Here is a 26,999-nt window from a genome sequence, read left to right as displayed (position 1 = left end):
CCGACCGTCTGGTCGGCGCTATCCACCACACTCACACTCAGCGTCCGTCAGGACGCTCGCAGGGGTATTGTCCATGGCAGACACCACCGCATTTATCACTCTTGAGAATATCAGCAAACAATTCCCGGGCGTGCTGGCGCTGGATAACGTGAATCTGACGCTGAAAAAAGGCGAAGTTCACTGTCTGGCGGGCCAAAACGGCTGTGGCAAGAGCACCATCATTAAAGTGATCTCCGGGGTCTATCACCCTGAAAAAGGCGCGCAGATTTTACTTGATGGCAAGCTGTTCCATCACCTGACGCCACAGCTTTCTTCTCACTATGGCATCCAGGTCATCTATCAGGATCTGTCGCTATTCCCCAATTTTAGCGTCGCGGAAAATATTGCGGTTAACCGCTACCTGCCCGGCGGTGATATCTGGGTACGTCGCGGCGCCATGAAACAACAAGCGCTGGCAGCCATGAAGCGCATTGGCGTAACCCTCGATCCGGACAAAAAGGTCGAGAAACTCTCCATCGCCGACCGCCAACTGGTGGCGATTTGCCGGGCGATTGCCGCCGATGCACGGCTGGTCATCATGGATGAACCCACCGCCTCGTTAACCCGTCAGGAAGTCAACGGCCTGCTGCGGGTGGTTAACGAACTGAAAGCCGCCGGCATTTGCGTGGTATTTGTCAGCCATCGTCTTGATGAAGTGATGGAGGTGGCTGACCGGATCAGCGTGATGCGCGACGGGAAACTGGTCGGCACGTATCCTGCCAGCGAACTGGACAGCCACGAACTGGCCTTCCTGATGACCGGGCAACGCTTCCATTACAGCCCGCTGCCGGAGAAGTCATTCGACTCCCACGAACCGTTGCTGGAACTGCGCAACCTGAGCCGTCGCGGAAAATACCAGAATATTAATTTGTCACTGCACGGTGGTGAGATTGTCTCGATTGTCGGCCTGCTGGGTGCCGGGCGCACCGAGCTGTGTCTGAGCCTGTTTGGCATGACCCACCCAGAGAGCGGCGAAATGCGCATTAACGGTCAGCCGGTCCGGTTGCGTAATAACCACGATGCCATCCAGCACGGGATCGGCTACGTCTCAGAAGATCGCCTGACGCAGGGACTGATCATGGAGCAGTCGATCTACGACAACACTATCGTCACGGTCTTCGATCAACTGCACACCCGCAGCGGCCTGCTCGACCACGCTAAAGCACAAAAGCTGGTCGCTGATCTGATCCGCGAGCTGAACATCAAAGTGTCCGATCCGCACCTGCCGGTCAAAACGCTCTCCGGCGGCAACGCCCAGCGTATCGCCATTGCCAAATGGGTGGCGACCCATCCGCGCATCCTGATCCTCGATTCCCCCACCGTTGGCGTCGACATTGCCAACAAAGAGGGCATTTACCAGATTGCCCGCGATCTGGCCGAGCAGGGAATGGCGGTGCTGATGATCTGCGATGAGATCCCGGAAGCCTATTACAACAGCCACCGCGTGCTGGTGATGCGTCGCGGCAAACTGGTGGCGGAATTTAATCCTCATCAGTGTCGTGAAGAGGAGATTGCTGAAGTGGTCGAGGTCATCAATGAATAGTCTGCATTTCTCCCGTTTGCTCGGGCAACATGAATTCTGGCTGGGCCTGCTGGTGGTGGCACTCGCCGTAGGACTAAGCGTCAGTACCGATGAGTTCCTGTCGCTGGGGAACCTTACGGACGTCGCCACCAGCTACGCCATTCTCGGCATTCTGGCCTGCGGCCTGTTTGTGGTGCTGATTTCCGGTGGGATCGATATTTCATTCCCGGCGATGACCGCCATTGCCCAGTACGCGATGGCCAGTTGGGTGATCGGCCACGGCGGCAACTTTGCGCTGGCGCTGGTTATTGCCATTGCCGTCGGACTGCTGCTCGGGCTTATTAACGGCTTTCTGGTCTACTGGCTGCGCGTACCGGCGATCATCATTACCATCGCCACGCTGAACGTCTACTACGGCCTGCTGGTGTACGCCACTAAAGGTACCTGGCTGTATGGCTTCCCGGACTGGTTCATGAACGGCATCAACTGGTTCTCGTTCACCGCAGCGGACGGCTACGACTACGGACTGACCCTGCCCCTGCTGTGTCTGGCGGCGGTGATTATTGTGACTGCCGTACTGATGAACTATACCCGCCTCGGTCGCCAGGTTTACGCCATGGGCGGCAACCGCGACGCGGCGTCGCGCCTGGGTCTGAATTTGCTGAAGCTGCATTTCTACGTGTACGGCTACATGGGGATTCTGGCAGGCGTTGCCGCCGTGGTGCAGGCGCAAATCACCCAATCCGTCGCGCCCAACTCCCTGCTCGGTTTTGAGTTGACGGTACTGGCGGCGGTCGTGCTCGGGGGAACCAGCATGAGCGGTGGACGCGGTACCCTGACCGGAACGTTGCTCGGCGTTGTCCTGCTGGCCTTCTTACAAAACGGCCTGACGCTGCTGAGCGTCTCCTCTTACTGGCACACCGTGTTCAGCGGCGCCATTATCCTGGTCAGCATTAGCGCCACGGCCTGGAACGAAAAACGTAAACTGGCAAGGGAGCTTTGAGATGAAAACAATCGCCAGATTTTTACCCGGTGATGCCATCATTCGTCTGCAATGCATCATTATTGTGGTCGTCGCGCTGGTCTTCTCGGCCCTGCTTGGCAGCCGTTTTTTCAGCGTGGCTAACTTCCAGTCCATCAGCTCACAGCTACCGATCCTCGGCATGCTGGCGCTGGGAATGGGCATGACCATGCTGACCGGCGGCATTAACCTGTCCATTATTGCCGGAGCTAACGCCTGCTCACTGGTAATGGCGGCAATCATTGTCGCCCATCCGGATAACCCTCTGTTCCTGGTCATCGCCCTGCTGGCGGGTGCTGCTGTGGCGGTGGCCATTGGTACGCTGAACGGCGCGCTGATCGCCTGGGTCGGCGTGTCGCCGATCCTCGCCACGCTCGGCACCATGACACTTATCTCCGGGCTGAATATTCTGCTCTCTAACGGCACGGTCATTTCCGGCTTCCCGACCGCTATTCAATACCTGGGTAACGGCACGATTGCCGGTATCCCCGTGGCGCTACTGCTCTTTTTCCTCGTGGCCATCCTGCTGTGGGTATTGCTGGAACACACCACACTTGGGCGCAGCCTGTATCTCGTCGGGTCCAACGAACAGGCAACCCGCTACAGCGGCGTGAATACGGTACGGGTACAGATCTCCGTGTACGTCATTTCGGCCCTGCTCGGCTGGGTAGCCGCCATCCTGATGATGGCGAAATTTAACTCGGCAAAAGCCGGATACGGCGAATCCTATCTGCTGGTCACCATCCTCGCCTCGGTGCTGGGTGGCATCAACCCGGATGGCGGCTTCGGGCGTATTATCGGCCTGGTGCTGGCGCTCATTGTGCTGCAAATGCTGGAAAGCGGCCTTAACTTGCTGGGGGTCAGTAGCTATCTGACGATGGCGCTGTGGGGCGCGGTGCTGATCCTCTTTATCGCATTACAGAATCGTAAAGCCTGATTCCAGGAGAAAAAATTATGGCAAGTTACTTTATTGGTGTGGATGTCGGAACCGGTAGCGCCCGTGCAGGCGTGTTTGATCTCAACGGCAGAATGGTCGGTCAGGCTAGCCGGGCGATTGAGATTTACCGTCCGCAGGCCGATTTCGTTGAGCAATCCTCAGATAACATCTGGCAGGCAGTGTGTAACGCGGTTCGTGATGCGATTAACCAGTCAGATATCAACCCGATTCAGGTGAAAGGTCTGGGCTTCGACGCCACCTGCTCGCTGGTGGTGCTCGATAAAGAAGGTAAACCGCTGACCATCAGCCCTTCCGGGCGCAGCGAACAAAACATTATTGTGTGGATGGATCACCGCGCCATTACTCAAGCCGAGCGCATTAACGCCCTGCATCATCGAGTGCTGGACTACGTCGGCGGGATTATCTCGCCGGAAATGCAAACGCCAAAACTGCTGTGGCTGAAGCAGCATATGCCCAACACCTGGGCCAATGCAGGCTACTACTTTGACCTGCCGGATTTCCTCACCTGGCGCGCGACAGGCGACGACACGCGCTCGCTGTGCTCGACGGTGTGTAAATGGACCTATATGGGTCATGAGGACAAATGGGATGCCAGCTATTTCCGCCAGATTGGGCTGGAAGACTTGCTGGAGCACGATGCCGCTAAAATTGGCCGCGACGTGAAAACGATGGGGGAACCGCTCGGTCATGGCCTTTCTGCACGGGCCGCCAGCGAAATGGGTCTGATCCCAGGGACCGCGGTCAGCGTGTCGATTATTGATGCCCACGCCGGAACGCTGGGCACCCTCGGCGCCAGCGGTGTGACCGGCGAAGTGGCTGATTTTGACCGCCGCGTCGCGCTGATTGGCGGCACGTCCACCGGTCATATGGCAATTTCTAAAGAGCCGCGCTTTATCAGCGGCGTCTGGGGTCCTTACTACTCCGCCGTCCTGCCGCAATACTGGCTCAACGAAGGCGGACAGTCGGCCACCGGCGCGTTAATCGACCACGTTATTCAGTCACACCCGTGCTACGACACGTTGCTGGCGCAGGCAAAATCACAGGGGCAGACCATTTACGAAGTGCTGAATGCGCTGCTGCGTAAAATGGCCGGCGAACCGGAAGATATCGCGTTTCTGACCCGCGATATGCACATTCTGCCCTATTTCCACGGTAACCGTTCCCCGCGCGCCAACCCTACGCTCACCGGTGCAATTACCGGCTTGAAGCTGTCCCGGACGCCGGAAGATATGGCGCTGCAGTATCTGGCGACCATTCAGGCCATTGCGCTGGGGACGCGGCATATTATCGAAACGATGAACCAAAGCGGGTATACCATCGATACCATTATGGCCAGCGGCGGCGGCACGAAAAACCCAATTTTCGTGCAGGAACATGCCAACGCCACCGGCTGTGCGATGCTGCTACCGGAAGAAAGTGAAGCCATGCTGCTGGGCAGCGCCATGATGGGAACCCTCGCCGCAGGTGTGTTCGATACCTTCCCGGAAGCGATGTCAGCGATGAGCCGCATTGGTAAAACGGTCACCCCGCAAACCAACCGTATTAAGCAGTACTACGATCGCAAATACCGGGTTTTCCACGAGATGTACCAGGACCATATGAAATACCGCCAGTTAATGCAGGAGGACGCATGAATGATTCATGGTCCCAGGCGACCGGCGTATGGCAGCTCTACAGTGAGGCTCTGGCGGGATTGGGCCAGCATCTGACAGAGCAGACCTGGCAGTCTTTAATGACCGAACTGCGCGGCTGCACAGGAAAAATTGTCGTCACCGGCGTAGGTACCTCCGGCATTGCCGCGCGGAAAGTGGCGCATATGCTGGCCTGCGTCGAACGCCCGGCAATTTACCTCAATGCCACCGACGCCGCTCATGGCGACCTGGGTTTTTTACGCGCAGACGATCGGGTGATTATGCTGTCGCGCGGAGGGAATTCGGATGAGCTTACCCGACTGCTGCCGGGACTGGCTGCGAGGAATGTGCCGATAATTAGCGTGACGGAAAACCCAAACTCCGCCATCGCCAGCGCCTCCCGGCTGGTGATTTCCACCGGCGTACAGCGCGAGGCCGATCCGCTGGACATGCTGGCGACCACCTCCATTATTCTGGTCCTGGCGATATTTGATGCCGCCTGCGCCTGTCTGATGAGCGAGAGTGGCTACTCTAAGGAAACGCTGTTAGCCGTGCATCCTGGCGGCGATGTGGGATTAAGGCTGAGCCGTAGGCAGTAACGCCAGACAGCTGTTCCGGAGGTAATGGATCTGTTGCCTCCGGTATATTGCTACGTTCACCTTATGTTTTTCACTTATCTGAAATGATAGTACCCGTGAACGTGACCCTGAGCCGGAATCACATGTTCTCCATAATGCTTAACTGACAAACAGTACAGCCACTGGTAGTGTTTTTTTATATTGCAACAAAAGATAAAACAATGAAAAAGCGTGTTAACGCGCTGCGTTTAACTCCCGCCCACTGTTCCTCGCGTTAAAAATTCTGTGACGGTCTCCAGCATTCCTGGCGGAAAGGATTCCATTCTTCATTTCTATGAGCAAACTTTAGCTATTCTTACCAAACATACTTTCGGGAGACTCTACAGATGATGTCAACGCTTGCCCCGCCATCTGTACTTTCTGCTCCCCAGCGCCGCTGCCATGTGCTGCTGACGCTGTTCCAGCCGGGGCAAATCGCGACCACCCAGACATTTAGCGCCCTCAATGGCGTCGAAGACGATGTGGTCCGCGAGGATATCATCGGCGCGGGGATTGAAATCCAGCGTTATCATCGCCTTACTATCATTGCCACGCAGAATGGTGGCTACCAGATCGAAGGATCGGCACTCAATCAACGATTGTGCTTTCTGCACTGGCTACGACGCGGCCTGCGGCTGTGCCCGGGCTTTATCACCGGGCAGTTCACACCCGCGTTAAAAATGCAGCTCAAACAACGCGGTATCGCCCGCACGCTGTATGACGACACCAATCTGCATGCACTCATCAACCTCTGTTCCCGGCGACTGCAAAAGCCGTTTGAATGCCGGGATGTCCAGTTTCTGCGCCTGTTTTTACAGTACAGCCTGCTGCAACATCACGCCGGGCTCCACCCGGAGTTTAACCCGCTACAACAGCGCTGGGCGCAATCCTGCGCCGAGTATGCGCTCGCCGAAGAAATCGGTCGTCACTGGCAGCGTCGTGTGATGCAAAGTGCGCCACCGGGCGAGTCGCTGTTTATGGCGCTGCTGTTCTCGATGATCCGCATCCCCGATCCCATTCGCGATAACCATCAGCAGGACCGCCGCCTGCGTCTGGCCATTGCCCGACTGGTGCTACGTTTTCGCGAGAGCGGCAACGTCCGCTTCAGCGACGAACAAGGATTGAACGACCAGTTGTACGTGCATCTTGCTCAGGCGTTGAACCGTAGCGTGTTCGCGATTGGCATTGATAACACCCTGCCGGAGGAGTTCAGTCGGCTCTATCCCCGGCTGGTGCGCACCACGCGAGAAGCGCTCAAGGGATTTGAAGCGGAATACGAAGTGCATTTCTCTGAAGAAGAAGCGGGGCTGGTCGCCGTCATTTTTGGCGCATGGCTGATGCAGGAAAAAGATCTGCACGAGAAGCAAATCATTCTGCTGACGGGCAATAATGAACGACTGGAGACGCATATTGAGCAGCAATTGCGTGAGCTGACCCTGCTGCCGCTGAACGTAAAACATATGCCGATGCAGGACTTTCAGAAACAGGGCTCGCCGCGTGGCGTGGCGCTGATTATTACCCCGTACACCACGCCGCTACCGCTGTTTTCACCGCCGTTGATTCATGCGGATCTGTCACTTACGCTGCATCAGCAGCAGCAGATCCGCAAAATCCTCGAATCATAACACCGGTGATTGCGCCGTCACTTTAGGCCGCAAGACGATGGCGGGCAGCGCCACCAGCGCCATAATCCAGAATACACCGCTGCCCATATTCTGGTACAGGTAACCAGCGAACACGGTCATGATGGCAATACTGCCGCCCATCGCAATGGCGGAATAGACCGCCTGCAAACGAATCACTTCGCTGCTCTGGCGTGCGGCAATGTAGCGCATGGCCGCCAGGTGACACACGGTAAACGTACCGCAATGCAGGATTTGCACCACGATAAGCCACGGCAGCTCGGTGCTCCAGCCCATCAACCCCCAGCGCACCACGCCACACACGGCGGAGAGCAGCAACAGATCGCGGGCGCTAAAGCGGCGGAACAGCTTGTGGCTGAGTGCGAAGATAATCACTTCCGCGACCACACCCAGTGACCATAAATAGCCCACCGCTGACGCCGAATACCCGGCAGACTGCCAGTAAATAGCGCTGAAACCATAATAGGCGGCGTGCGCCCCTTGCAGCAGGCTCACGCAGGCAAGAAAGCGCCAGCTCTGCATAATCAGCTGACGCCATGCTGGCCATCCGGTACTCTCCTGCTGGCGAACTTCTCCCGCAGGCTGCACGCTCGGGCGGATCATCATACCCAGCAGCATTGACGCCAACGCCAGTGACAGCAGCACCAGGATCACCCGATAGTCATACAGGGTCACCAGCTTACCGGTCAGCGCCGAGCCAATCACAAAGGCCACAGACCCCCACAACCGCACCCGGCCATAGTCCATGGTGATTTGCTTTTGCCAGGTATTCGCCAGCGCATCCGTCAGCGGCACCAGCGGCGAGAAGAACAGGTTAAACCCGACCATCACCACCATCAGCCACGCCACGTGCGTCCCCGCCCAGAAGGCCAGCGCAAACACCAGCGTCAGCAGCGCTAAAATGCGTAAAGCGGAAATCAGACGAGAGGGATCGCTCACGCGCGGCGCAATGAGCAAACTACCGAGAAAACGTGCAATTAACCCCGCGCCTAACAGCAGGCCGATGGTTTCAGGCGTCAGCCCCAACCCTTCGAGCCACACGCTCCAGAAAGGCAGAAAAATCCCGTAGCTAAAAAAGTAGGTGAAATAACCGAGCGCCAGCCAGCGCGTGGAGTGCAAAACCATGATTCCCTCCCGTTTGGAGGCGATAGTCTGGCGATAAACCCCGGCTGGCGCAAGCGAGTATTAACAGGCAGATAACATGATAATTGCCCTATTCTACGCGAATTTGCAGCGCAAAATGGCACTGTTCTCCCTGCGCTAAAAGGCGTAACCCCGGCTGGCCCGGCATGTGGTGGGCATTCACCGGATGCGTCTGCGGTTCGAGGCAAAGGAACTCCTCACCCGACATTCTGAACAGCATAAGCCACGGAGTTTGCGCCAGAATCGTGAGCTTCATCACATCTCGTTGAATGACCGCCTGCCCGCCCCAGCCGGAATACCCCACGTTCAGCCAAGCGTCCTCGCCATACTGTGCGCGAGTGAAATCAGCCGCTGGTGGGATATCGTGCTGCCAGGGTAACGGCAGGTGTTGCTCCCCCTCCGGCCAGTAGCCGCTGGCAGAAAACTGCGCCGTACTGCGCGCATCAAAGGCAAAAAACGGATGGAAGCCACAGCCGTACAACATCGGTCGTTCACCGCTGTGGGTGAGAGTCAACGAGGCATGCAGGCTGGACGCTTCCAGTTGATAGCACAGCTGCGCCGTATAGTCGTAACCGCACGGATGCCAGCCGCGTAAGCGCAGCAAACAGCCGCTTTGAGTCGCATAAACCACCTCCCAGCGCCGCAGCCAGCCGTCACCGTGTAAGAAGAATTTATCGTCCGCCTCATGCTGCGGCAAAACCACCTCTTCCCCCCGCAGCAGAAAGCGATTACCTGCCACCCGGTTAGCCAGCGGTAACATGGGGAACATTGCGCCCGCTGGGTTTTCATGAAGTACCGGCAACTGATGAGACCGAAAGATAAGCCGCACCACCTTTGCGCCTTGCGCATCAATTTCAGCCTCAAGCGCCGCATTCTGTAATCGTATTCGCGTCATTGCTACGTCTCGTGAGTGCCGGACGGTTTCCCGCCCGGCAGCCAGGTTAGTCAAAGAGACCGCTTACCAACGCATGGCTTATCAGCAGCGCTTTATCATGGGCCGGGTTCAGCGTCAGCAGTAGCGTCAAGGCATTCTGACATGCATGACGCTTGCCCAGTCCAAGGTAGCCCAACGCCTCAATAAACAAGCAATGTTGCTGATGTCGCAACACAGAACTCGCATCCAACGCGACAAGGTCCGGCAACGATACAGCAAAAAAGTCTGTTTCCGGGACGCTATCCCGATGACCTTCTACCCAATCAAGGAAGCCCTGGAAATGGGCATCTGCCTGCTGATGCTCACCGCTCTTCCTCATCGCTATTCCTTGCCAGAACAGATAGTCAGCGGGCTGATCGTTGTAGTAACGTCCCGCGCTCAGGCCGGAGTCCCCCTGCATTGCACGTGCCAACGCCTGGCCCGCGAGTTCGCTTTCGCCCAGTTTCTGATGACAATAAGCCAATAGATACCAGATATCGTTATCGGTTTGTCCTGGCAACCGCCCTTCACTCAGGTTTAGCGGATAACGTAGCGCCTGCTGGAGCAACTCAACCGCGCGCCCCGTTCCCCCCTGACGAATAGCCTCTAGTGCGCGATGAGCCTGGTTGAGCAAATACTGCCCGGTAACCTTCCCTTCGCCCCCTTCCCAGGGGTGAAATTCGCGGTCGCGCAGCACCTGTGCAGCCAGGTCATATTCACCCACGCCGTTCCACAGGCTAAGCAGCTCAGCGGTGAGATCATCACGTTTTAACGCTACGCAGCGACGCGACGTCAGCAGCGCCAGCCGCGTTTCGATACTCAGCCCCTGCTGTTTTTGCAGGTAATCCAGTTCAAACAGGAAACGCGCATTATCGGGCTCCAGCGCCACCGCTTGTTGTAAATACTGGCTCGCCAGTTGGGCATTATGCTGTTTATTCCAGGCGTAAATCCCCAGCAGGCGGTGTACCGGCGCAAAATCTGGCTGAAGTACCAGCGTCTGCTGCCAGCAGGCGATAGCCTCATCATACCGACGCTTGCTGTACCAGAAGCAGCCAAGCAAATAACAAGCAAAAGCATCCTGTTGCAGAGATTGCAACATCACTACTTCGTCGAGGGTGTTAGGGAAACGCACACGGTTGGCAAAACAGCGCTGCGCACTTTGCAGATAAGACGGCGAATTGTTGCTAAGTGAGGCTAGCCACAGCATCGGCAACGTCTCCTGGCTATCAAGCAGTACCAGCAACTCACGAGCATCCTGTTTTTTACCGAGTGAGACCAGCCAGCCAGCTAACGTACTGGCGTTGATGCCACGCTGACCGGTGACGCTAATCAAAGCGTCACGAGCAGACGCCGCCCCTCCGATGGCCCAACGCGCGTAGTGCAGCGCGTAGCTCAACGGATGCGTCTTGAGTGACTGGTCGATATATTCCTCTGCCGCCAGTTCACCGCGAGTCGTCGCCAACGCCAGGGCTTTTAACCCCATAGCCAGGTTATTGCCACCGTTAAATTGCAGACTAATTTCCACTTTTGTCAGCGCATCGGCGTCATCACCCTGCTTCATCGCCAGCCGCGCCAGCGAGTAAAACGCTGCGTCACGGCAGTTTCCGCTCCAGCTCGCCTTGTAGTAGCTATCCCACGCTTTGCTCTCTTTCCCCTGGCGTTCCTGCGCTGCACCCAGCAGCATACTGGCTTCACCATCACGCGGGTTTTTATTCAGCCGGTGGGCTCTTGAGAGCGCGGCCTCTGCACAACGCTGGGCCAGCGCCCAGTCGGCTCGGTTCAGCGCCAGATTGCCCAACGCCACGTTACTGCGATAATCCTCGGGATCCAATTCAATCGCCCGGCGGTAATAATCTTCAGCATAACGACTGGCCTGGTTGTACTGTTCAATATGCTGACCAATGAAGTAAAGTTCTTCGCCATTCGTCAGTTCCTGCGGCAATTTAGGCGCAACGGCGGCGCTGGGTAGCGGCGTTTCTTCAGGAATATGCTCTTCGTAATGCAGCATCTGACGGTTGTCGCTATCAAAGATTGTCATCGTCAGGCGCTGTGACCAACATTCACTCAATGTTTCCTGCCAGCTCTGCCCTGGTTCCAGGGTCACATGGGTGTTCCACAGCGTTTGCTGGTCATCACGAATTTCCACCCGCACATTATGGAGCGGTGCAACCGCATACAGGCCCACGACAAGCTTCGCGGCCTGCCGCTCAAGGCGCATCACCAACTGAGCGCTGGCATTCTGCACCGATGATAACTCGCTATAAGGCAGGAAGTTCTGTACGAAGACTTTCTCTTCATACGGTGCAAGCCAGGTGAAATCCGGCTGGTTGTCGGTAAAGACGCCGGTCATCAGTTCAATATAAGGGCCATTTTCATCGGTTAACTGACGATCCCAGGCCTGACCAAATTCGCCGTGCCCCCACGTCCACTGCTTTTTACCCGGAGAAATATGGTGGTCCGCGACGTGTAATAAACCGCCTCGCTCACCGTGATGCCAGGCACCAACAAAATCATAATCTGACTTTTCAGCCATGTAGGAGGTCGGCACCGGTACGTTTCTATAGCGGGAGATATCCACGCCTGCTGAGTAATCCACTTTGTAGTAGGTACCAGTGGCAATCGGGAACGCCGACACATCACGCTTACCGTGGTCAAATACCGCCGTTACGTCAGGTGGGAAAACGCTTTGATGATCATCCCCGCCCTTCACCGCTGGGTTTGCCCACCACAGGAAGTGGCGTGGAGTGTCATTGCCGTTGAACACTTTGCCTGTTATCTCCACCAGTGCCCGGTCCGGATAAAGCGTAAAGCCCGCCATCACTTGCAGGCCGCGCATCGGTTCCACTTCCCCCATCCATACCGTTTGTTCACCGTGTTCGCCCGTTTGCAGAGTGAAGTCGACGGGCATAAAGGTCGTTGGACGATGGTGCTGCGGCCAGTTGAACTCAATACCGCCGGAGATCCACGGCCCTAACAACCCTACCAGCGCAGGTTTCACCACTTCGTTGTAGTAGACAAAATCCCGCTGTTTCACCTTGTCATACGCTCGGTGGATACGTCCCCCAAGTTCCGGCAGCAACAGAATGCGAATAAAATCATTCTCCATCCAGATCCCCTGATACTCGCGCATCTCCCGCTCGCCGGTCAGCGTATCCACAACGCCATAGGGATACACCGCTCCGGACGATCCTTGATAAACACGTTTTTCGAGAAACATCGGGTTTGAGTCTTCGTTGCCCGTTGTCCATGTCGGCAACGTAAGGGTCTCCTGCCAGACCTTAACCACTCCGTACATAACCATTCTCCAGTAAACAAAACACAGTGAAATACGATAGGATGGCAGTGTAGAGAACTTATTTTCCGGTAAATTACGCGATGCTCACGCATTACTATTAACAAGGTTTAGTAATATGCAAATAGCTGGACTGAACAATCAAACGGTAAGGCGGCATAACCGCCGAGCCATTATGGCGCTTGTCTGGCGCTACAAGCGTTTGAGTAAATCCCAGCTTGCGACGCATACCGGATTATCTATTCCGGCGGTGAGCAAAATACTCGATGAACTGGTCGGTGAAGAGAAACTTAGCCACTCGAGCGAAAATCTCAGCTCGCGCGGGATGAACAGCGGACATTATCAGATCCCCAACGACGGGCCGCTGATTCTGTGCATGAACGTCACCCCCACCAGCATTGAAAGCCAGCTGATTGATGCGCAGATGACGCCGATCGGTGATTTTCTCCATAGTCAGGTCAACGCCCCTACGCCAGAAGCGTTACTTTCAGCCATTGAAGGACTATGGCGGCAACTACACAAGAATCACCCCGGCAGACGGATCAATCTTGCGCTGGGAGTACACGGGCAAGTCGACCCGGATACTGGCGTATCGCAGACCATGCCACAGGCACCGTGGAAAAAACCGGTAGAAATTAAATATCTTCTGGAAGAACGCCTGCGTGTGTCGGTGCGGGTGGACAACGACTGCATTATGTTGGTGCTGGCGGAGAAGTGGCAAAACAGCAGTAATCGTGAGGATTTCTGCATCGTTAATGTCGACTACGGTATCGGCTCATCTTTCGTCATCAACGGACAGATCTACCGCGGCATGCTCAACGGCAGTGGGCAGATTGGTCATACCGTTTTTGACCGTGATGGTATCGCCTGCGACTGCGGCCGCTACGGGTGTCTGGAAACCGTAGCCTCACTGTCGGCGCTTAAAAAACAGGCGCGGATCTGGTTGAAATCACGACCCACGCCGCAAGATTTAGATCCTGAAAACATCTCTAACCACCAACTGATTGACGCCTGGCACAGCGGCGATGAACAGGTGGTGCAGTGGGTGGAACAAGCGGCTAACGCCATCGGGTTGACGCTATATAACCTGCTGAACATTCTCAACATTAACCAAATTTGGTTCTACGGCCGTAGCTGTGAGTTTGGTGATAAGTGGCTACAGACCATCTATCAACAAATTGGTTTTACCCCTTTCGATCACGGTGACGCCGTGCGTACCCGACAAACACAAATTGGATTTGGCAAGCTGACGCGCCAACAGCAAATCACCGGTATCGGCTACCTGTTTGTTGAGGCGGCGCTGGCGCAAGCTTGATTATTTTGACGTCAGAATCGTAACGTAAAAGACGTTTAGTAATCTTTGTTTACTGAAATATAAATCTCGGCGCAAAGTCCGCCTGCACTTGTTGCTCTACGCTACCACCCGAAAGTTGATGTTCATTGTCGTTAAATCCGATCATTTATTCAATTCAGGGGAACTCAAATGGAGTTAACCAGTTCAGGTACAGAAGCAGTTGTAGAAAAAAAACAATATCCACGAGATAAAGTATCGTGGACTACTGCGATATCCTATGGCATGGGAAGCTATGGTGCGAACGTCATGTACGCATTTATCGCTATATATTTAATGCTTTATTACACTGATAGCTATGGCATTAAAGCGGCAGCTGTCGGTTTGCTTTTCTTGGTTGCCAGATTGGTCGATGGTGCAACCGATATTGCTCTTGGCATCCTGGTAGACAATACTCACACAAAAATGGGAAAGTTTCGCCCATGGATACTTGTTGGCAGTATTCTTGTTTCACTAACAACCGTAGCCTGTTTTATTAGCCCGGATTTTTCTGAGGCTGGTAAATTAGTTTATGCATATGCCACATATATATTATGGAGCGTTTGCTTCGCAGTTATTGATATTCCTTACTGGTCACTCTCGGCAGCCATTACGCAGGACCCTACAGAGCGTACCAAAGTCATTACTATCCCAAGAACCATTGCAACCTTTGGCTTTTTGACAGTCAGCGCCTCTACGTTATGGCTGGTCAAATTTGTTGGTAGCTGGTGGGGCGCTTCGCTAATATTTAGTGCTATCTTCTTAATTTGCATGCTGATAACTTTCTTCGGCGTGAAAGAAAAATATACTGTCCCACGCAAAGAAAAACAGAGTTTCAAAGGATTCTGGTCACTTCTCAAGAAAAACAGGCCATTAAGATACCTTCTAATTGGCATGTTTATACTGGAACTCATTGGTATTATTCGTGGAACATTCCAGCTATATTTCTTTATTTACAATTTAAATGCTGAAATTGCGCTAGCGGCTTTTTTGACGGTATCTCAGGTTGCACAAGTTGCAGGGGCTATCGTATCTCCATTTGTCTCTGCTAAATTCGGAAAAAAGAATACAGCTATCTACAGCAGTCTACTCATGGCACTGGCTTGCATGGCGTTATTTTTCTTTCAGAGTAACATAACAATTATTTTCATCATTGGTGCTCTCGCACCGTTCTTTGGTGGCATCGGAAATATTGCACTGTACTCGATGGTTGCAGACTGCGTTGAATATGGCGAATGGGTCAGCGGTAATCGTTCTGAGGGAATGGTTTTCTCTCTTAATATATTCAAAACCAAACTTTCCAGTGCTATTGGTGGCGCGATGGGTGGTTTTTGTTTGGCATGGGCTGGTTATATCCCTCACATTGAACAATCACCTCAAACAGCCATGTGGATAGGCCTTTTTTTCACGTTAATCCCTGGTATTCTAACCATCATAAGTATTATCCCTCTGGCGAAATATGAAATTACGGAAAAACGCTTTTTCGAAATTCTCGATGATATTCACAGCCGTAATAAAACAGCCCAGGAAGTAACGCCATGATTAGCTGGAACGAAAACACACAGACTTTTCACCTACAAAATGGCTGTATTAGCTACGTGATAGTTATAGCCCATGGTCGTTATCTGACGCACAGCTATTGGGGCAAGCGGCTTAGCACATGGAGTCAAGGATACGACTATCCAGCACTGGATCGTTCCTCATTTTCGCCAACACCGGCCGGATGGCCAGACCGATCCTTTTCTCTGGATACCGCCCCTCAGGAATATCCAGGGCACGGTGCGGGAGACTATCGTGAGCCAGCCTTTGAGGTGCGCTATGCCGATGGGCATCAGGTCAGCAATCTACACTATGTTTCACACCGTATTCTCGCGGGTAAACCGGAGTTAACGGACCTGCCAGCCACCTGGGTGGAAGACGATAACGATGCCGAAACGCTGTTTATCACCCTTGCCGACCCGGTAACACTGCTGGAGGTTGAGCTAAGCTACACGATTTTCCGTCAGCATCCGGTCATCACCCGCTCTGCTACGCTAACCAATCGCTCGAAGCAACCGCTGCGTGTACTGCGGGCGCTAAGCTGCAACATTGATTTACCGGATGCCCGTTGGCAGCAGATCCAGTTTCCTGGAGCCTGGGCCCGCGAGCGCCAGTGGCACCGTCAGCCACTTAACCCTGGTATCAATGTTCTCGACAGTAAGCGTGGTGCCAGCAGCACCCATCAACAGCCATTTATTGGGCTGGTACGCCCGGAAACCACCGAAATGCAGGGTGAAGCCTGCGGGATACATCTGGTCTATAGCGGCAACTTTACCGCTCGTACCGAGGTTGATGCCTACAGCCAGACTCGTCTGCTGCTGGGTATTAATCCACACGGTTTCGGCTGGCAACTAGCATCGGGCGAACAGTTCCAGACGCCGGAGGCGATATTGGCCTGGAGCGATAAAGGCTTAAATGGCCTGTCGCAGGCGCTGCATGACCTGTATCGAGACAATCTGGCACGCGGACCACATCGCCACCAACCGCGCCCGATCCTCGCGAATAACTGGGAGTCCACCTACTTTGATTTCAATGAGCAGAAGCTGCTGAAATTTGCCGCCAATGCTAAAGCACTGGGGGTGGAATTATTGATGCTGGACGACGGCTGGTTTGGCGAGCGCAACGGGGATACCTCATCGCTGGGTGACTGGTTTGTCAACGTACAGAAATTCCCGCAGGGGCTGAGGCCGCTGATTGATAGCGTTCACGCGATGGAAATGAAGTTCGGCCTGTGGTTTGAGCCGGAGATGATCTCCCGACGCAGCGAACTGTTCAGCCAGCATCCTGACTGGATACTTAACGCGGGTCAGCAGCCTTTGTCAGAAGGTCGTACCTAATACATCCTTGATCTGGGGCGCGAAGAGGTACGCGACAATATTCTCACCCAATTGAGCGAGTTTCTTGCCAGTCATCCCATTGATTACATCAAGTGGGACATGAACCGTAATATGACCGAAGTAGGCTCCAGTACCGCACATCCTGCCTGCCAGCAGGAGACGGCCCACCGCTATATTCTCGGCGTTTATGCTCTGCTTGACGCGTTAACGACCCGCTTCCCGCACATTCTGTTTGAATGCTGTGCAGGCGGTGGCGGGCGATTTGACCCAGGAATGCTCTACTACATGCCACAGGCCTGGGTGAGCGACAATACCGATGCCGCTTCTCGTGTGCATATTCAGTACTCCACCAGCCTGCTCTACCCGCCAATTATGCAGTGCGCCCACGTCTCAGAGGTACCCAATCACCAGATGGGGCGCAGTACGACCATGGATATGCGCGGCGCGGTAGCCATGAGCGGCAACTACGGCCTGATGCTGGACTTAATGCGCAGCGATAGCGAACGTGACGACGCGGTGAAACAGCAAATTTCCTTCTACAAGCAGCACCGCCAGTTATTGCAGTTCGGCACCTTCTGGCGGCTGAGCAGCCCGTGGGAAAACGCCGATTTTGCCGCATGGATGTTCGTCGCACCCGATCAAAGCGAAGCGCTGGTAATGGCCTTTTCGCTGGTCAGTCAGGCCTCCGCACCACTACGTCTGCTGCGTCTGGCGGGTCTTGATCCCGATGCCTATTACCATATCGATGCGAGCGAAAAAACAGTGGGCGGTGACGAACTTCTCTGGCGTGGGATGTGGATTGACCCGCCGCTGAGCCGTGACTACACCAGCCGCATCTGGCATCTGAAGCGTATATAACCATATAAAAATGTGGGGGCAACACCCCCATCTAATAAAACAACCTTTTGATTCTTCGCTATGAAGAAGGACTTCCTCATGTCTAAAAACAATAATATTCCTCTGTTTAGCCTTATTAGTGTTGTTTTCATTTCACCTTTTTTTATTGATTCGGTACAGGCCGCAGGATTCTGGGATGACTCACATTTAACCGGCGGGATCTATTATTCCCAACGTTATCGCGATAAACGTGATATGACGCCGGGCAGCGCCACCTACGGCGATTACGTTGAAGACCTCCATCACGGTACTTTTAACGCCAACCTCGATTTCATTTCCGGCTACGCGGCTGATTTTATTGGTTTCGATGTAGCCGGTTTTGCCGCTGCTAACCTGGCGACCGGCAACGGCGCTCACCCAAACGAAATCAGTCTTAGTTCAGCCAATCAGCGTTGGGGCGAAGACTGGTCCGGCGACAAGGGTGGTTTTAATCTCTACAAAGCCGCGATGAAACTAAAATATGACGATTACTGGATGCGCTCCGGTTATATCCAGCCATCCGGACAAACTCTATTAGCCGTGCACTGGGGCTTTGTTCCTGGCGCTTATCAGGGAAGCGAAGTCGGCGGTTCCTGGGATTTTGGAAAATATGGCGCACTCTCCAGTTCTTATTTATGGTCGGATAAATATAAAGCCCCGTGGTATACCGAAATGTATGAATTTCGCGCCGCCGATAATAAAACAAAAATCGACTACGTTCAGTCTATTGGGATGAAGTACGACTTTAAAAACAATCTGCTGCTGGAAGCATCATGGGCACAGGCTGAAGGCTTTATGGATCAGTATATGGGGAAAGTGTCTTACAGCTTCCCGGTTGCGGGTAATATGCTGCGCACCAGCTATCAGTTTTATGGCGCAAAAGATAAGGTGGGTGACGGCACGCCAGGCGCCTACGGTTCCATCAATGACGAATACTCCGGTCTGGCATGGTTACAGGGGGTCACGCTCGGTTATACCGTCGATACTCTGGACTTCCGTCTGGAAGCACAGACCGTCAAAGCGGAAGGTAATCAGGGCTTCTTCCTTCAGCGTATAACCCCGGCCTACGCCAGCTCCAACGGTCGTCTGGATATCTGGTGGGATGCAGCCTCCGACTTTGACGCCAATGGCGAAACCTCGGCCTTTGCCGCCGTTACCTACGATCTAAAAAATTACGATCTCCCCGGCTGGGCCATCGGCGTCGGCTATGTTTACGGCTGGAACGCCAAGCCATGTACCAGTTGTACCATTAACGGCGAACTGGCAGACCAGAACCAGAGTATCGACGAGTCCGCATGGACGCTTAACATCGCCCACACAGTGCAAACCGGTCGCCTCAAAGGAACGCTGTTTAACCTCCATTACATCGACTACGACAACCACAGCAGCAACCCGAATTACAGCAACGGCTACAACAACATGTTCCAGGATGAAATTGATATCAAATTCAACGTGATCGCACCGTTCACTATCTTCTAATCCTGACGCAAAGTGAGAATTCGATGATTATTCCCCAGCAATGTGATTGGCACAAACAGCTACGCCCCCAAAGCAACGACAAGGCACTCTGCCTTCATCGCTCTGCCAATAGCGATAAAAGCGGTATTACATTCCTTCGCAAGCGCTGTTATTCACCCTTTATCGCAGTGAAAAATAACAACAGGGATAAATCATGAAAAAATACCTACCTATGTTCGTCGCCCTCTTCCTTGCTGGATGTGCCAGTTCATCGCCTGCGCCGCAGACACACAGCAACGATGACCCCCTCTCTCCCATGGCGTATCAGGAGTGCATCCAGGCGGCAATGACCGGCAACGGTCAGGCATACAATGAAAAATGCGACAAGATACTAAAAGAAACTCGCTAAATGACCTGCAAAAGGCGGTATTTATCCAAAGGATAAAAGCCGCCTTTCTTTCCAGATGAGTTCAACCCACTAAGGAAAAAATATGCTGCTACATGATGGAAGGACAGTAAATCTACAAGGCGAGTGGCGCGTTAAAATAGACCCTCAGGATACTGGAATCGATGAAAAATGGTTCGAAAACCGCGTAGCCTCTGCCGGCTTCCATATTCCCGGCACCTGTGCTGAACACCGACTGGGCGAGCATCGCGTACTCGCGCCAGGCCTAACGAAAGAAGCCGTACAATGCCTGAGAACTGAATATACGTACCAAGGGGCGGCCTGGTATCAAACGGATATTTGCCTGACCGATTGTCATGCCGATAAGCACATTATTTTGTTTCTCGAACGCGTTATGGGTGAAACACAGCTGTGGGTCGATGGCGTTGCCGTGGGTCGCCAGGATAGTCTTTCAACCCCGCATCAATTTGATATCACTCGCTATATCAGCGAAGGAAAAACGCAGCAGATTACGCTGAGAATAGACAATCGCGATATCCAGAATATCGGCGATTGGCCCAGCGCCCGCACTGATCAAACGCAAACTATCTGGAACGGTATTGTCGGTAAAGTTGAGCTACAGATTCAAGACCGCCATCGCCTGAACCATCTGCTAGTGGCCATGGATAGCCAAAGCCGTCAGACACAAATTCGCATCGATAAGGAGCCGGTCATTGCTGACTGGCAGAATATCATGCTCACTTTAACCCTTCGTGAACTGAACGGCCGCGTCATTCAGCAAGAAGTCCAATCTTTACAGACTAAGCCAGATCAACCTACGATCACCCTCGATTTTTTACTTGCCGATCGCGTCATATTGTGGGACGAATTTACACCACAGCAGTATCGATTAGCGGTTGAAATCCAGAACCTTGCTGACTTATCTTCCACCACCGCCGTGGTAGAAAAAACAACCGGATTCCGCCAACTCAACACCCGCGATGGCGTGTTAAAAATTAACGGCACTCCCCGTTTCTTACGCGGCAATATCAACTGCTGTATATACCCACTTACCGGCTATCCGCCAACAACGGAAACTGAATGGACACAGGTGTTCAAGCAGTTGAAAAACCATGGACTTAACCACGTCCGCTTTCACTCATGGTGCCCACCAGAGTCGGCCTTTATCTGCGCTGACCGCGAAGGACTCTATCTTCAGGTTGAAGGCCCGGTATGGATGGATAACTGGATGGATTTTCCGGTCGGTAAACATCCCGAACATTACCATTGGCTTCCCGAAGAGGCAGAACGCATTATCAGGACATGGTCCATTCACCCTTCATTTTGTATTTTCAGTAATGGAAACGAATTAAACGGTGATTTTCAGATTTTGCGTGACATCGTGCAGAGGCTAAAAAACATTCAGCCCCAGATCCTCTATACGCTCACCAGCAACTGGGATCGTACGGTCGCAGAAGAAGACGATCTCTTCATCACCCAATCATCAGCAGGAATAGGGGTTCGCGGGCAATATTTCCTCGACCAATTGGCAGAAGCCACCACGCTAAATTTTTCGGCCGGGATTCAGGCTCAGCAGATCCCGGTGATTTCTCACGAGGTGGGACAATATGTTGTTTACCCTAACGTAGCCGAAATTCCCCGTTATACGGGCTGTTTAACACCAGTAAATTTGCAGCGTATTCGCGATGACCTCGAGCAAAAAAATCTGCTGCCGTACCTTAATGACTTTGTTCACTCATCCGGCAAGCTGGCCTTGCTACTGTATAAAATGGAAATAGAAGCCGCACTGCGCACCCGAAATATGGGTGGCATACAGTTGCTGAGTCTGCATGATTTTCCGGGGCAGAGCACCGCAACCGTCGGTCTTCTTGACGCATTTTATGTCAGTAAAAATATTGTCCCCGCAGAAACATTTCGCCATTTTTGCTGTGAAACCGTACCACTGGTGATGATGCCCACGCTGTTCTATACCTGCGATGATGATTTTGTCGCGGAGGTGCAAATAGCTCATTATGGCGCAGAGCCGCTTCATCAGGTGACGCTACAAGTACACATAATTGGCGAAAATCAGCAGGTGCTTTTTGCCCATGATGTCTTTATTGACGAAGTGCCCCTTGGTCTGCTGAAACAGCCGCTGACGATTCATGCCGCTCCTTTCAGTCACGTAACGGGAAGGCAGGCGATGCAGGTCAAAGCCGAAATTCGTGACACGCCATACCAAAACCAATGGGATATTTGGGTCTATGGGAAAACGGAATCAACCTCACTACCCGCTTCAGTAAGCCTCTGCCATGAATGGTCTGAAGCCATTGAGAGACGTTTGCAGAATGGGGAAAACATCCTGTTGTTACCCTCCCCAAGTCAGGTGGCACAGCTCTCAACCAGCACATGGTTCCCGGTATTCTGGAGTCCGGTACATTTTGCCAGTAAAGATCCCTGTGGGATGATCATTGATAATCAACACCCATTGTTTAGCCGCTATTTCCCATGTGAAAACTATGCGACTCTGGAGTGGAAATCATTGCTGGAAAATAGTTTTGCGATGAATATTGATTCACTTGGTCGCTGCGACCCCTTAACGCTACTGACGCCTAACTTTTTCCATAATCACAAAAGCACTAACCTCTTCGAATGCCGGGTGGGACAGGGTCGGCTGATGATATGTACGCTAAATATTGAGGCCAATTCACATAATGGCGTTAGCGAGCAGCTAAAAAGCGCGCTTTACCGTTACCTAGCCTCTGCTGACTTCATGCCATGCGCCCAACTGGGTATTGCGGAAATTCGCGCGCTGTTCACGACGGCAAACCCTGACGAGGAAGCCAAAACGGATCTGGCCTTAGGGCAACCCGCGCATACCGATAGTATGAAGTCGATGAACTATGGGCCTTTACGCGGTAATGACGGCAACCCGTCAACATCATGGATCGCCGCCGACGCCGAGGCAGGACATTACTGGCAGGTGGATTTCGGCAGCGTTCTGCCCGTCACGTCCACCAAAATTGTCTTCAACGAAAACGCCGTTTACGCCTATGTCATCCAGAGTTCACTTGACGGCGAAAGCTGGGACGTCGTGGTGAATAAAACCCATCAGGTTACGGCCCAACAAACACACGAGGATGAGTTCGACGTAGAAACGCGCTTTCTGCGAATCGTCTATCAAGGGTTAACCAACGGCATTTGGGCGGGACATCGCCAGTTTTCAGCCTATGGTCTCAACCTGCGCTAGCTGGTTACGCCGAGCCAACGCGATAAAATCCTGCAGGGCGGGCTTCAACTCGCCCTTTTTCCAGGCCATCAGCAACGCAATGGTCGGTATATCACCGGCGATAGGGCGAAAAACCACCTGGCCGGTATTAAAATTATTCATATAACCGGGTATCAAAGTCACCCCCAGCCCCATACCAACCAGGTTCATAGTCACCAGAATATTGGTGGCGACCTGCACAATATTGGGTTGGCTTTCCTGCTGTTGAAACCACGCTTTGACAATCTTCGCCAACGCGCCGGAATAGGCCGGATCGGTACTGACAAAGTTCACGCCGTTCAGCTGCTGGGCTGAAATCGTTTTCTCGCTGGCTAACGGGTGGTTAACTGGCAGTACCACGACCAGCGGCTCATGAATCAGTTCCAGATAGTCGAGTTCCGGGCTGTAAATCGGATGGCGCATTAAGCCAACATCCAGCTCGCCGCGCAGGATTTTCTCTTCCTGCTCAGTGGTTATCAGGCTCACCAGTTCAATATGCGTGTCCGGTTGTTTTAAACGAAACAGCGGCAGAACCTTCGGCAGCAGATTCACCTCCGCGGAAGGGACAAACCCAATCGAGAAATGACAGTCTTCCTGCACCGCCTTACGGGCGCGAATTTTGGCATTTTCTGCCTGTTCAAGGATCGCCAGCGCATCCTGCAAAAAGCATTCCCCTGCTGCCGTCAGCGCGACTTTGCGTTTATCCCGCACCAGCAGCGTTACTCCGATGCAGGCTTCCAGATCGCGGATCTGGCTGCTTAACGACGGCTGAGAGGTATGCAACTTCTCTGCCGCACGGGTGAAATTCAGCGCCTGCGCCACCGCGACGAAATAGCGTAAGTGCCTCAGTTCCATACCCTACTCCTTGTTATCGAAAAAACGTCTCAGCTGGTAGATATTTACTATTTCACAGATTGATAACTAACCAGCAACATCCTTGGGGTACAAAAAAAGAAGGTCAATACATCTTAGCTTTCGGGATTAAAAAATATGACCACACCCTCAAATTTAGACATCTACTCACTGATCGACACGCAAAATGGTCGCGTAACCCCACGGATTTATACCGACCCTGACATTTACCAACTGGAACTGGAACGCATCTTCGGACGCTGCTGGCTGTTTCTCGCTCACGAAAGTCAGATCCCGAAGCCGGGTGACTTTTTCAATACCTACATGGGCGAGGATGCGGTGGTGGTCGTGCGACAAAAAGACGGCAGCATCAAAGCCTTTCTCAATCAGTGCCGACACCGCGCCATGCGTGTCAGCTACGCCGACTGCGGCAATACCCACGCTTTTACCTGTCCGTATCACGGTTGGTCTTACGGCATTAACGGCGAGCTGATTGACGTTCCGCTGGAGCCACGCGCCTACCCGCAAGGGCTGTGCAAGTCCCATTGGGGGCTGAACGAAGTGCCCGGCGTCGAGAGCTACAAGGGGCTAATCTTCGGCAACTGGGACACCACCGCGCCTGCGCTGCGTGATTATCTCGGCGACATCGCCTGGTACCTGGACGGCGTGTTGGATCGTCGCGAAGGCGGCACCGAAATCGTTGGCGGCGTACAGAAATGGGTGATCGACTGCAACTGGAAATTCCCCGCTGAGCAGTTCGCCAGCGACCAGTATCACGCGTTGTTCAGCCACGCTTCTGCCGTGCAGGTGCTCGGCGCCAAAGATGACGGCAGCGACAAACGCCTCGGCGACGGGCAAACCGCACGTCCGGTGTGGGAAACCGCCAAAGATGCACTGCAGTTCGGTCAGGATGGGCACGGCAGCGGATTTTTCTTTACTGAAAATCCCGATGCCAACGTCTGGGTCGACGGCGACGTCTCCAGCTACTATCGCGACACCTACGCCGAAGCCGAGCAACGTCTGGGCAAGGTTCGCGCCCTGCGTCTGGCGGGTCATAACAACATTTTCCCGACGCTGTCCTGGCTGAACGGCACCGCCACACTACGCATCTGGCACCCGCGCGGGCCGGATCAGGTCGAAGTGTGGGCGTTCTGTATTGCCGATAAAGCGGCCTCTGATGAAGTGAAAGCCGCATTTGAAAACAGCGCCACCCGCGCCTTCGGCCCGGCTGGTTTTCTTGAACAAGATGATTCAGAAAACTGGTGCGAGATCCAGAAGCTGCTCAAAGGCCACCGCGCTCGGAACAGCCAGCTGTGTCTGGAAATGGGCTTAGGTCAGGAAAAACGTCGTGAAGACGGCATTCCGGGGATCACCAATTACATCTTCTCGGAAACCGCCGCACGCGGGATGTACCAGCGTTGGGCCGATTTGCTAAGCAGCGAAAGCTGGCAGGAAGTGCAGGAAAAAACCACCGCTTACCAGCAGGAGGTAATGAAATGAGCGCGTTAGTTTCTCTGGAACTGCATCATCGCATTACCCAGTTTCTCTACCACGAAGCCAGCTTGCTGGATGACTGGAAGTTTCGCGACTGGCTGGCGCAGCTTGACGACGAGATCCGTTACACCATGCGTACGACGGTGAATGCCCAGACTCGCGACCGCCGCAAAGGGGTGCAGCCGCCGACCACCTGGATTTTCAACGACAACAAAGATCAGCTCGAGCGCCGCATTGCACGTCTGGAAACCGGCATGGCCTGGGCGGATGAGCCGCCGTCGCGCACCCGGCATCTGATCAGCAACCTGCAAGTTAGCGAAACCGACGTTCCCGATGTGTTTCGCGTCCGACTGAACTACCTGCTGTCTCGCGCACAAAAAGAGCGGGATGAAACCTTATACGTTGGCATGCGCGTGGACAAAGTACGCCGCTTGCCGGGCGATGAGTGGCGTTTACTGGAGCGTGAGATCGTGCTGGATCAGGCGGTGATCTCCTCCCATAACCTGAGTGTACTGTTCTGATGAATCGTGTATTTGCCTGCCCCGTAGGGGATTTGCCGGAAGGTGAAGCGCTGCGGCTCGACACCTCGCCGGTCATCGCGTTGTTTAACGTTGGCGGTGCGTTTTATGCCATTAACGACCGCTGCAGCCACGGTAATGCCTCGATGTCGGAAGGGTATCTGGAAGACGATGCCACCGTGGAGTGCCCACTGCACGCCGCCAGTTTCTGCCTGAAAACCGGCAAAGCGTTGTGCCTGCCCGCCACCGATCCGCTGACCACCTATGCGGTGCACGTGGAAGGCGGCGAGGTATTTATTGATATGCCTGAGGGGGCCTGATGAGCGATTTACGCGATAACGTCGTCTTTATTACCGGCGGCGGTTCCGGCCTAGGCCTGGCGCTGGTCGAGCGCTTTATTGAAGAAGGTGCGCGGGTCGCTACACTGGAGCTCTCCGCTGCCAAAGTCGCCTACCTGCGCGAGCGTTTTGGTGAGCATGTGCTGGCGGTAGAGGGGAACGTCACCTGCTACGCCGACTATCAGCGCGCGGTGGATCAGATACTCACTCGCTTCGGTAAGCTGGACTGTTTTATCGGCAATGCGGGAATTTGGGATCATAACGCCTCGCTGGTAAACACCTCTGCCGAGGCACTGGAAACCGGCTTTCACGAGTTATTCAATGTCAACGTGCTGGGTTATCTGTTGGGGGCCAAAGCCTGCGCCCCCGCGCTTATCGCCAGCGAAGGCAGCATCATTTTTACCCTGTCCAACGCGGCATGGTACCCCGGCGGCGGCGGTCCACTGTATACCGCCAGCAAGCATGCAGCAACCGGTCTGATTCGCCAGTTAGCCTACGAGCTGGCACCCAAAGTTCGCGTCAACGGCGTGGGGCCATGCGGTATGGCGACCGACCTGCGCGGCCCGCAGGCGCTGGGTCAGAGCGATACATCGATTATGCAGTCGCTAACGCCGGAAAAAATTGCCGCCATTTTGCCGCTGCAGTTTTTCCCGGAGCCGGCAGATTTTACCGGCCCGTATGTGATGCTGGCGTCACGGCGCAATAACCGCACGCTGAGCGGCGTGATGATCAATGCCGACGCCGGTCTGGGCATTCGCGGGATTCGTCACGTTGCCGCCGGACTGGATCTCTGAGGAGGCATTATGTACCACAATATCATCGCCA

Annotated in this window: 20 protein-coding genes and 1 pseudogene; 17 read left to right on the top strand and 4 right to left on the bottom strand. The window is 54.0% G+C overall.

Annotation, left to right across the window (positions count from 1 at the left end; genetic code table 11):
• Positions 1-73: 73 nt before the first annotated feature.
• The 6 genes from FDX01_RS10495 (at position 74) to csiE (ending at position 7,413) form a co-directional block, all read left to right on the top strand.
• The gene (locus FDX01_RS10495; RefSeq protein WP_096756159.1) at positions 74-1,582 is read left to right on the top strand and encodes a sugar ABC transporter ATP-binding protein; all 1,509 of its coding nucleotides are present in this window, start codon (positions 74-76) and stop codon (positions 1,580-1,582) included.
• Positions 1,575-2,564 (top strand): ABC transporter permease, encoded by a 990-nt coding sequence (locus FDX01_RS10490; protein ID WP_135911599.1) that lies wholly within the window; start codon positions 1,575-1,577, stop codon positions 2,562-2,564. The genes FDX01_RS10495 and FDX01_RS10490 overlap by 8 nt, the downstream gene beginning before the upstream one ends.
• Before the next feature lies 1 nt (position 2,565).
• The gene (locus tag FDX01_RS10485) at positions 2,566-3,519 is read left to right on the top strand and encodes an ABC transporter permease (protein ID WP_096756157.1); all 954 of its coding nucleotides are present in this window, start codon (positions 2,566-2,568) and stop codon (positions 3,517-3,519) included.
• A 17-nt stretch (positions 3,520-3,536) separates the two neighbouring features.
• On the top strand, positions 3,537-5,174 hold the full coding sequence (locus FDX01_RS10480) for an FGGY-family carbohydrate kinase (protein WP_096756156.1): 1,638 nt from the start codon (positions 3,537-3,539) through the stop codon (positions 5,172-5,174).
• The gene (locus FDX01_RS10475; RefSeq protein WP_137399746.1) at positions 5,171-5,770 is read left to right on the top strand and encodes an SIS domain-containing protein; all 600 of its coding nucleotides are present in this window, start codon (positions 5,171-5,173) and stop codon (positions 5,768-5,770) included. Before FDX01_RS10480 ends, FDX01_RS10475 begins: the two co-directional genes overlap by 4 nt.
• 365 nt (positions 5,771-6,135) lie before the next feature.
• Positions 6,136-7,413 carry a stationary phase inducible protein CsiE gene (gene csiE / locus FDX01_RS10470; protein WP_115257773.1) on the top strand — a complete coding sequence of 426 codons (1,278 nt, stop codon included), beginning with the start codon at positions 6,136-6,138 and terminating at the stop codon, positions 7,411-7,413.
• Here the strand turns inward: csiE and FDX01_RS10465 are convergent.
• The 3 genes from FDX01_RS10465 to FDX01_RS10455 all read right to left on the bottom strand — a co-directional run bounded on the left by FDX01_RS10465 (position 7,408) and on the right by FDX01_RS10455 (position 12,782).
• Positions 7,408-8,556, bottom strand: coding sequence for a 3-phenylpropionate MFS transporter (locus FDX01_RS10465; protein WP_137399745.1), 1,149 nt, complete (start codon positions 8,554-8,556; stop codon positions 7,408-7,410). The two genes, csiE and FDX01_RS10465, sit on opposite strands and share 6 nt — an antisense overlap.
• A gap of 88 nt (positions 8,557-8,644) precedes the next feature.
• Positions 8,645-9,469 carry an aldose 1-epimerase gene (locus FDX01_RS10460; protein WP_137399744.1) on the bottom strand — a complete coding sequence of 275 codons (825 nt, stop codon included), beginning with the start codon at positions 9,467-9,469 and terminating at the stop codon, positions 8,645-8,647.
• A 46-nt stretch (positions 9,470-9,515) separates the two neighbouring features.
• The gene (locus tag FDX01_RS10455) at positions 9,516-12,782 is read right to left on the bottom strand and encodes a DUF5107 domain-containing protein (RefSeq protein ID WP_137399743.1); all 3,267 of its coding nucleotides are present in this window, start codon (positions 12,780-12,782) and stop codon (positions 9,516-9,518) included.
• Between the two features lie 115 nt (positions 12,783-12,897).
• Between FDX01_RS10455 and FDX01_RS10450 the strand changes: the two genes are divergently transcribed.
• The 7 genes and pseudogenes from FDX01_RS10450 to FDX01_RS10425 all read left to right on the top strand — a co-directional run bounded on the left by FDX01_RS10450 (position 12,898) and on the right by FDX01_RS10425 (position 22,954).
• Positions 12,898-14,094, top strand: coding sequence for an ROK family transcriptional regulator (locus tag FDX01_RS10450; RefSeq protein ID WP_137399742.1), 1,197 nt, complete (start codon positions 12,898-12,900; stop codon positions 14,092-14,094).
• Between the two features lie 168 nt (positions 14,095-14,262).
• Positions 14,263-15,651, top strand: coding sequence for a glycoside-pentoside-hexuronide (GPH):cation symporter (locus tag FDX01_RS10445; RefSeq protein WP_137399741.1), 1,389 nt, complete (start codon positions 14,263-14,265; stop codon positions 15,649-15,651).
• Positions 15,648-17,543 (top strand): annotated as a pseudogene (locus tag FDX01_RS10440) (alpha-galactosidase); the annotation flags it as partial. The gene FDX01_RS10445 and the pseudogene FDX01_RS10440, both read left to right, overlap by 4 nt.
• A 63-nt stretch (positions 17,544-17,606) precedes the next feature.
• Positions 17,607-17,843 (top strand): GH36 C-terminal domain-containing protein, encoded by a 237-nt coding sequence (locus tag FDX01_RS23720; RefSeq protein WP_283205041.1) that lies wholly within the window; start codon positions 17,607-17,609, stop codon positions 17,841-17,843.
• Between the two features lie 78 nt (positions 17,844-17,921).
• Positions 17,922-19,340: an OprD family outer membrane porin gene (locus tag FDX01_RS10435; protein ID WP_249360937.1), complete on the top strand. Its 1,419-nt coding sequence runs from the start codon at positions 17,922-17,924 to the stop codon at positions 19,338-19,340.
• A 193-nt stretch (positions 19,341-19,533) separates the two neighbouring features.
• Positions 19,534-19,728, top strand: coding sequence for a ChiQ/YbfN family lipoprotein (gene chiQ / locus FDX01_RS10430; protein ID WP_137363053.1), 195 nt, complete (start codon positions 19,534-19,536; stop codon positions 19,726-19,728).
• Between the two features lie 82 nt (positions 19,729-19,810).
• The gene (locus FDX01_RS10425) at positions 19,811-22,954 is read left to right on the top strand and encodes a discoidin domain-containing protein (protein ID WP_137399739.1); all 3,144 of its coding nucleotides are present in this window, start codon (positions 19,811-19,813) and stop codon (positions 22,952-22,954) included.
• On the opposite strand, the gene hcaR is transcribed toward FDX01_RS10425, so the two are convergent.
• The gene (gene hcaR, locus FDX01_RS10420; protein WP_137399738.1) at positions 22,928-23,827 is read right to left on the bottom strand and encodes a DNA-binding transcriptional regulator HcaR; all 900 of its coding nucleotides are present in this window, start codon (positions 23,825-23,827) and stop codon (positions 22,928-22,930) included. The genes FDX01_RS10425 and hcaR overlap by 27 nt on opposite strands.
• Positions 23,828-23,962: 135 nt before the next feature.
• Here hcaR and hcaE point away from each other — a divergent pair, with 135 nt between their 5' ends.
• From hcaE to hcaB, 4 genes are read left to right on the top strand one after another with little or no spacing between them, the layout of a single operon-like run.
• Positions 23,963-25,324 carry a 3-phenylpropionate/cinnamic acid dioxygenase subunit alpha gene (gene hcaE / locus FDX01_RS10415; protein WP_137399737.1) on the top strand — a complete coding sequence of 454 codons (1,362 nt, stop codon included), beginning with the start codon at positions 23,963-23,965 and terminating at the stop codon, positions 25,322-25,324.
• A complete protein-coding gene (gene hcaF, locus FDX01_RS10410; RefSeq protein ID WP_137399736.1) occupies positions 25,321-25,839 on the top strand; it encodes a 3-phenylpropionate/cinnamic acid dioxygenase subunit beta in 519 nt (172 codons plus the stop codon). Before hcaE ends, hcaF begins: the two co-directional genes overlap by 4 nt.
• Positions 25,839-26,156 (top strand): 3-phenylpropionate/cinnamic acid dioxygenase ferredoxin subunit, encoded by a 318-nt coding sequence (gene hcaC, locus FDX01_RS10405; RefSeq protein ID WP_096756145.1) that lies wholly within the window; start codon positions 25,839-25,841, stop codon positions 26,154-26,156. Before hcaF ends, hcaC begins: the two co-directional genes overlap by 1 nt.
• Positions 26,156-26,968: a 3-phenylpropionate-dihydrodiol/cinnamic acid-dihydrodiol dehydrogenase gene (hcaB, locus tag FDX01_RS10400; RefSeq protein WP_137399735.1), complete on the top strand. Its 813-nt coding sequence runs from the start codon at positions 26,156-26,158 to the stop codon at positions 26,966-26,968. The genes hcaC and hcaB overlap by 1 nt, the downstream gene beginning before the upstream one ends.
• Positions 26,969-26,999 lie beyond the last annotated feature (31 nt).

The sequence above is a fragment of the Citrobacter sp. wls613 genome (assembly GCF_005281195.1).
Taxonomy (GTDB): Bacteria; Pseudomonadota; Gammaproteobacteria; order Enterobacterales; family Enterobacteriaceae; genus Citrobacter; species Citrobacter gillenii.
Note: the sequence above shows the minus strand (reverse complement) of the source record. Positions and strands in the feature narration are given on the sequence as shown.

Bases quoted from the DNA above. Each gene is read 5' to 3' on its own strand.
- FDX01_RS10495 (WP_096756159.1), top strand. From the start codon at position 74: ATGGCAGACACCACCGCATTTATCACTCTTGAGAATATCAGCAAACAA.
- FDX01_RS10490 (WP_135911599.1), top strand. From the start codon at position 1,575: ATGAATAGTCTGCATTTCTCCCGTTTGCTCGGGCAACATGAATTCTGG.
- FDX01_RS10485 (WP_096756157.1), top strand. From the start codon at position 2,566: ATGAAAACAATCGCCAGATTTTTACCCGGTGATGCCATCATTCGTCTG.
- FDX01_RS10480 (WP_096756156.1), top strand. From the start codon at position 3,537: ATGGCAAGTTACTTTATTGGTGTGGATGTCGGAACCGGTAGCGCCCGT.
- FDX01_RS10475 (WP_137399746.1), top strand. From the start codon at position 5,171: ATGAATGATTCATGGTCCCAGGCGACCGGCGTATGGCAGCTCTACAGT.
- csiE (WP_115257773.1), top strand. From the start codon at position 6,136: ATGATGTCAACGCTTGCCCCGCCATCTGTACTTTCTGCTCCCCAGCGC.
- FDX01_RS10465 (WP_137399745.1), bottom strand. From the start codon at position 8,556: ATGGTTTTGCACTCCACGCGCTGGCTGGCGCTCGGTTATTTCACCTAC.
- FDX01_RS10460 (WP_137399744.1), bottom strand. From the start codon at position 9,469: ATGACGCGAATACGATTACAGAATGCGGCGCTTGAGGCTGAAATTGAT.
- FDX01_RS10455 (WP_137399743.1), bottom strand. From the start codon at position 12,782: ATGTACGGAGTGGTTAAGGTCTGGCAGGAGACCCTTACGTTGCCGACA.
- FDX01_RS10450 (WP_137399742.1), top strand. From the start codon at position 12,898: ATGCAAATAGCTGGACTGAACAATCAAACGGTAAGGCGGCATAACCGC.
- FDX01_RS10445 (WP_137399741.1), top strand. From the start codon at position 14,263: ATGGAGTTAACCAGTTCAGGTACAGAAGCAGTTGTAGAAAAAAAACAA.
- FDX01_RS23720 (WP_283205041.1), top strand. From the start codon at position 17,607: ATGTTCGTCGCACCCGATCAAAGCGAAGCGCTGGTAATGGCCTTTTCG.
- FDX01_RS10435 (WP_249360937.1), top strand. From the start codon at position 17,922: ATGTCTAAAAACAATAATATTCCTCTGTTTAGCCTTATTAGTGTTGTT.
- chiQ (WP_137363053.1), top strand. From the start codon at position 19,534: ATGAAAAAATACCTACCTATGTTCGTCGCCCTCTTCCTTGCTGGATGT.
- FDX01_RS10425 (WP_137399739.1), top strand. From the start codon at position 19,811: ATGCTGCTACATGATGGAAGGACAGTAAATCTACAAGGCGAGTGGCGC.
- hcaR (WP_137399738.1), bottom strand. From the start codon at position 23,827: ATGGAACTGAGGCACTTACGCTATTTCGTCGCGGTGGCGCAGGCGCTG.
- hcaE (WP_137399737.1), top strand. From the start codon at position 23,963: ATGACCACACCCTCAAATTTAGACATCTACTCACTGATCGACACGCAA.
- hcaF (WP_137399736.1), top strand. From the start codon at position 25,321: ATGAGCGCGTTAGTTTCTCTGGAACTGCATCATCGCATTACCCAGTTT.
- hcaC (WP_096756145.1), top strand. From the start codon at position 25,839: ATGAATCGTGTATTTGCCTGCCCCGTAGGGGATTTGCCGGAAGGTGAA.
- hcaB (WP_137399735.1), top strand. From the start codon at position 26,156: ATGAGCGATTTACGCGATAACGTCGTCTTTATTACCGGCGGCGGTTCC.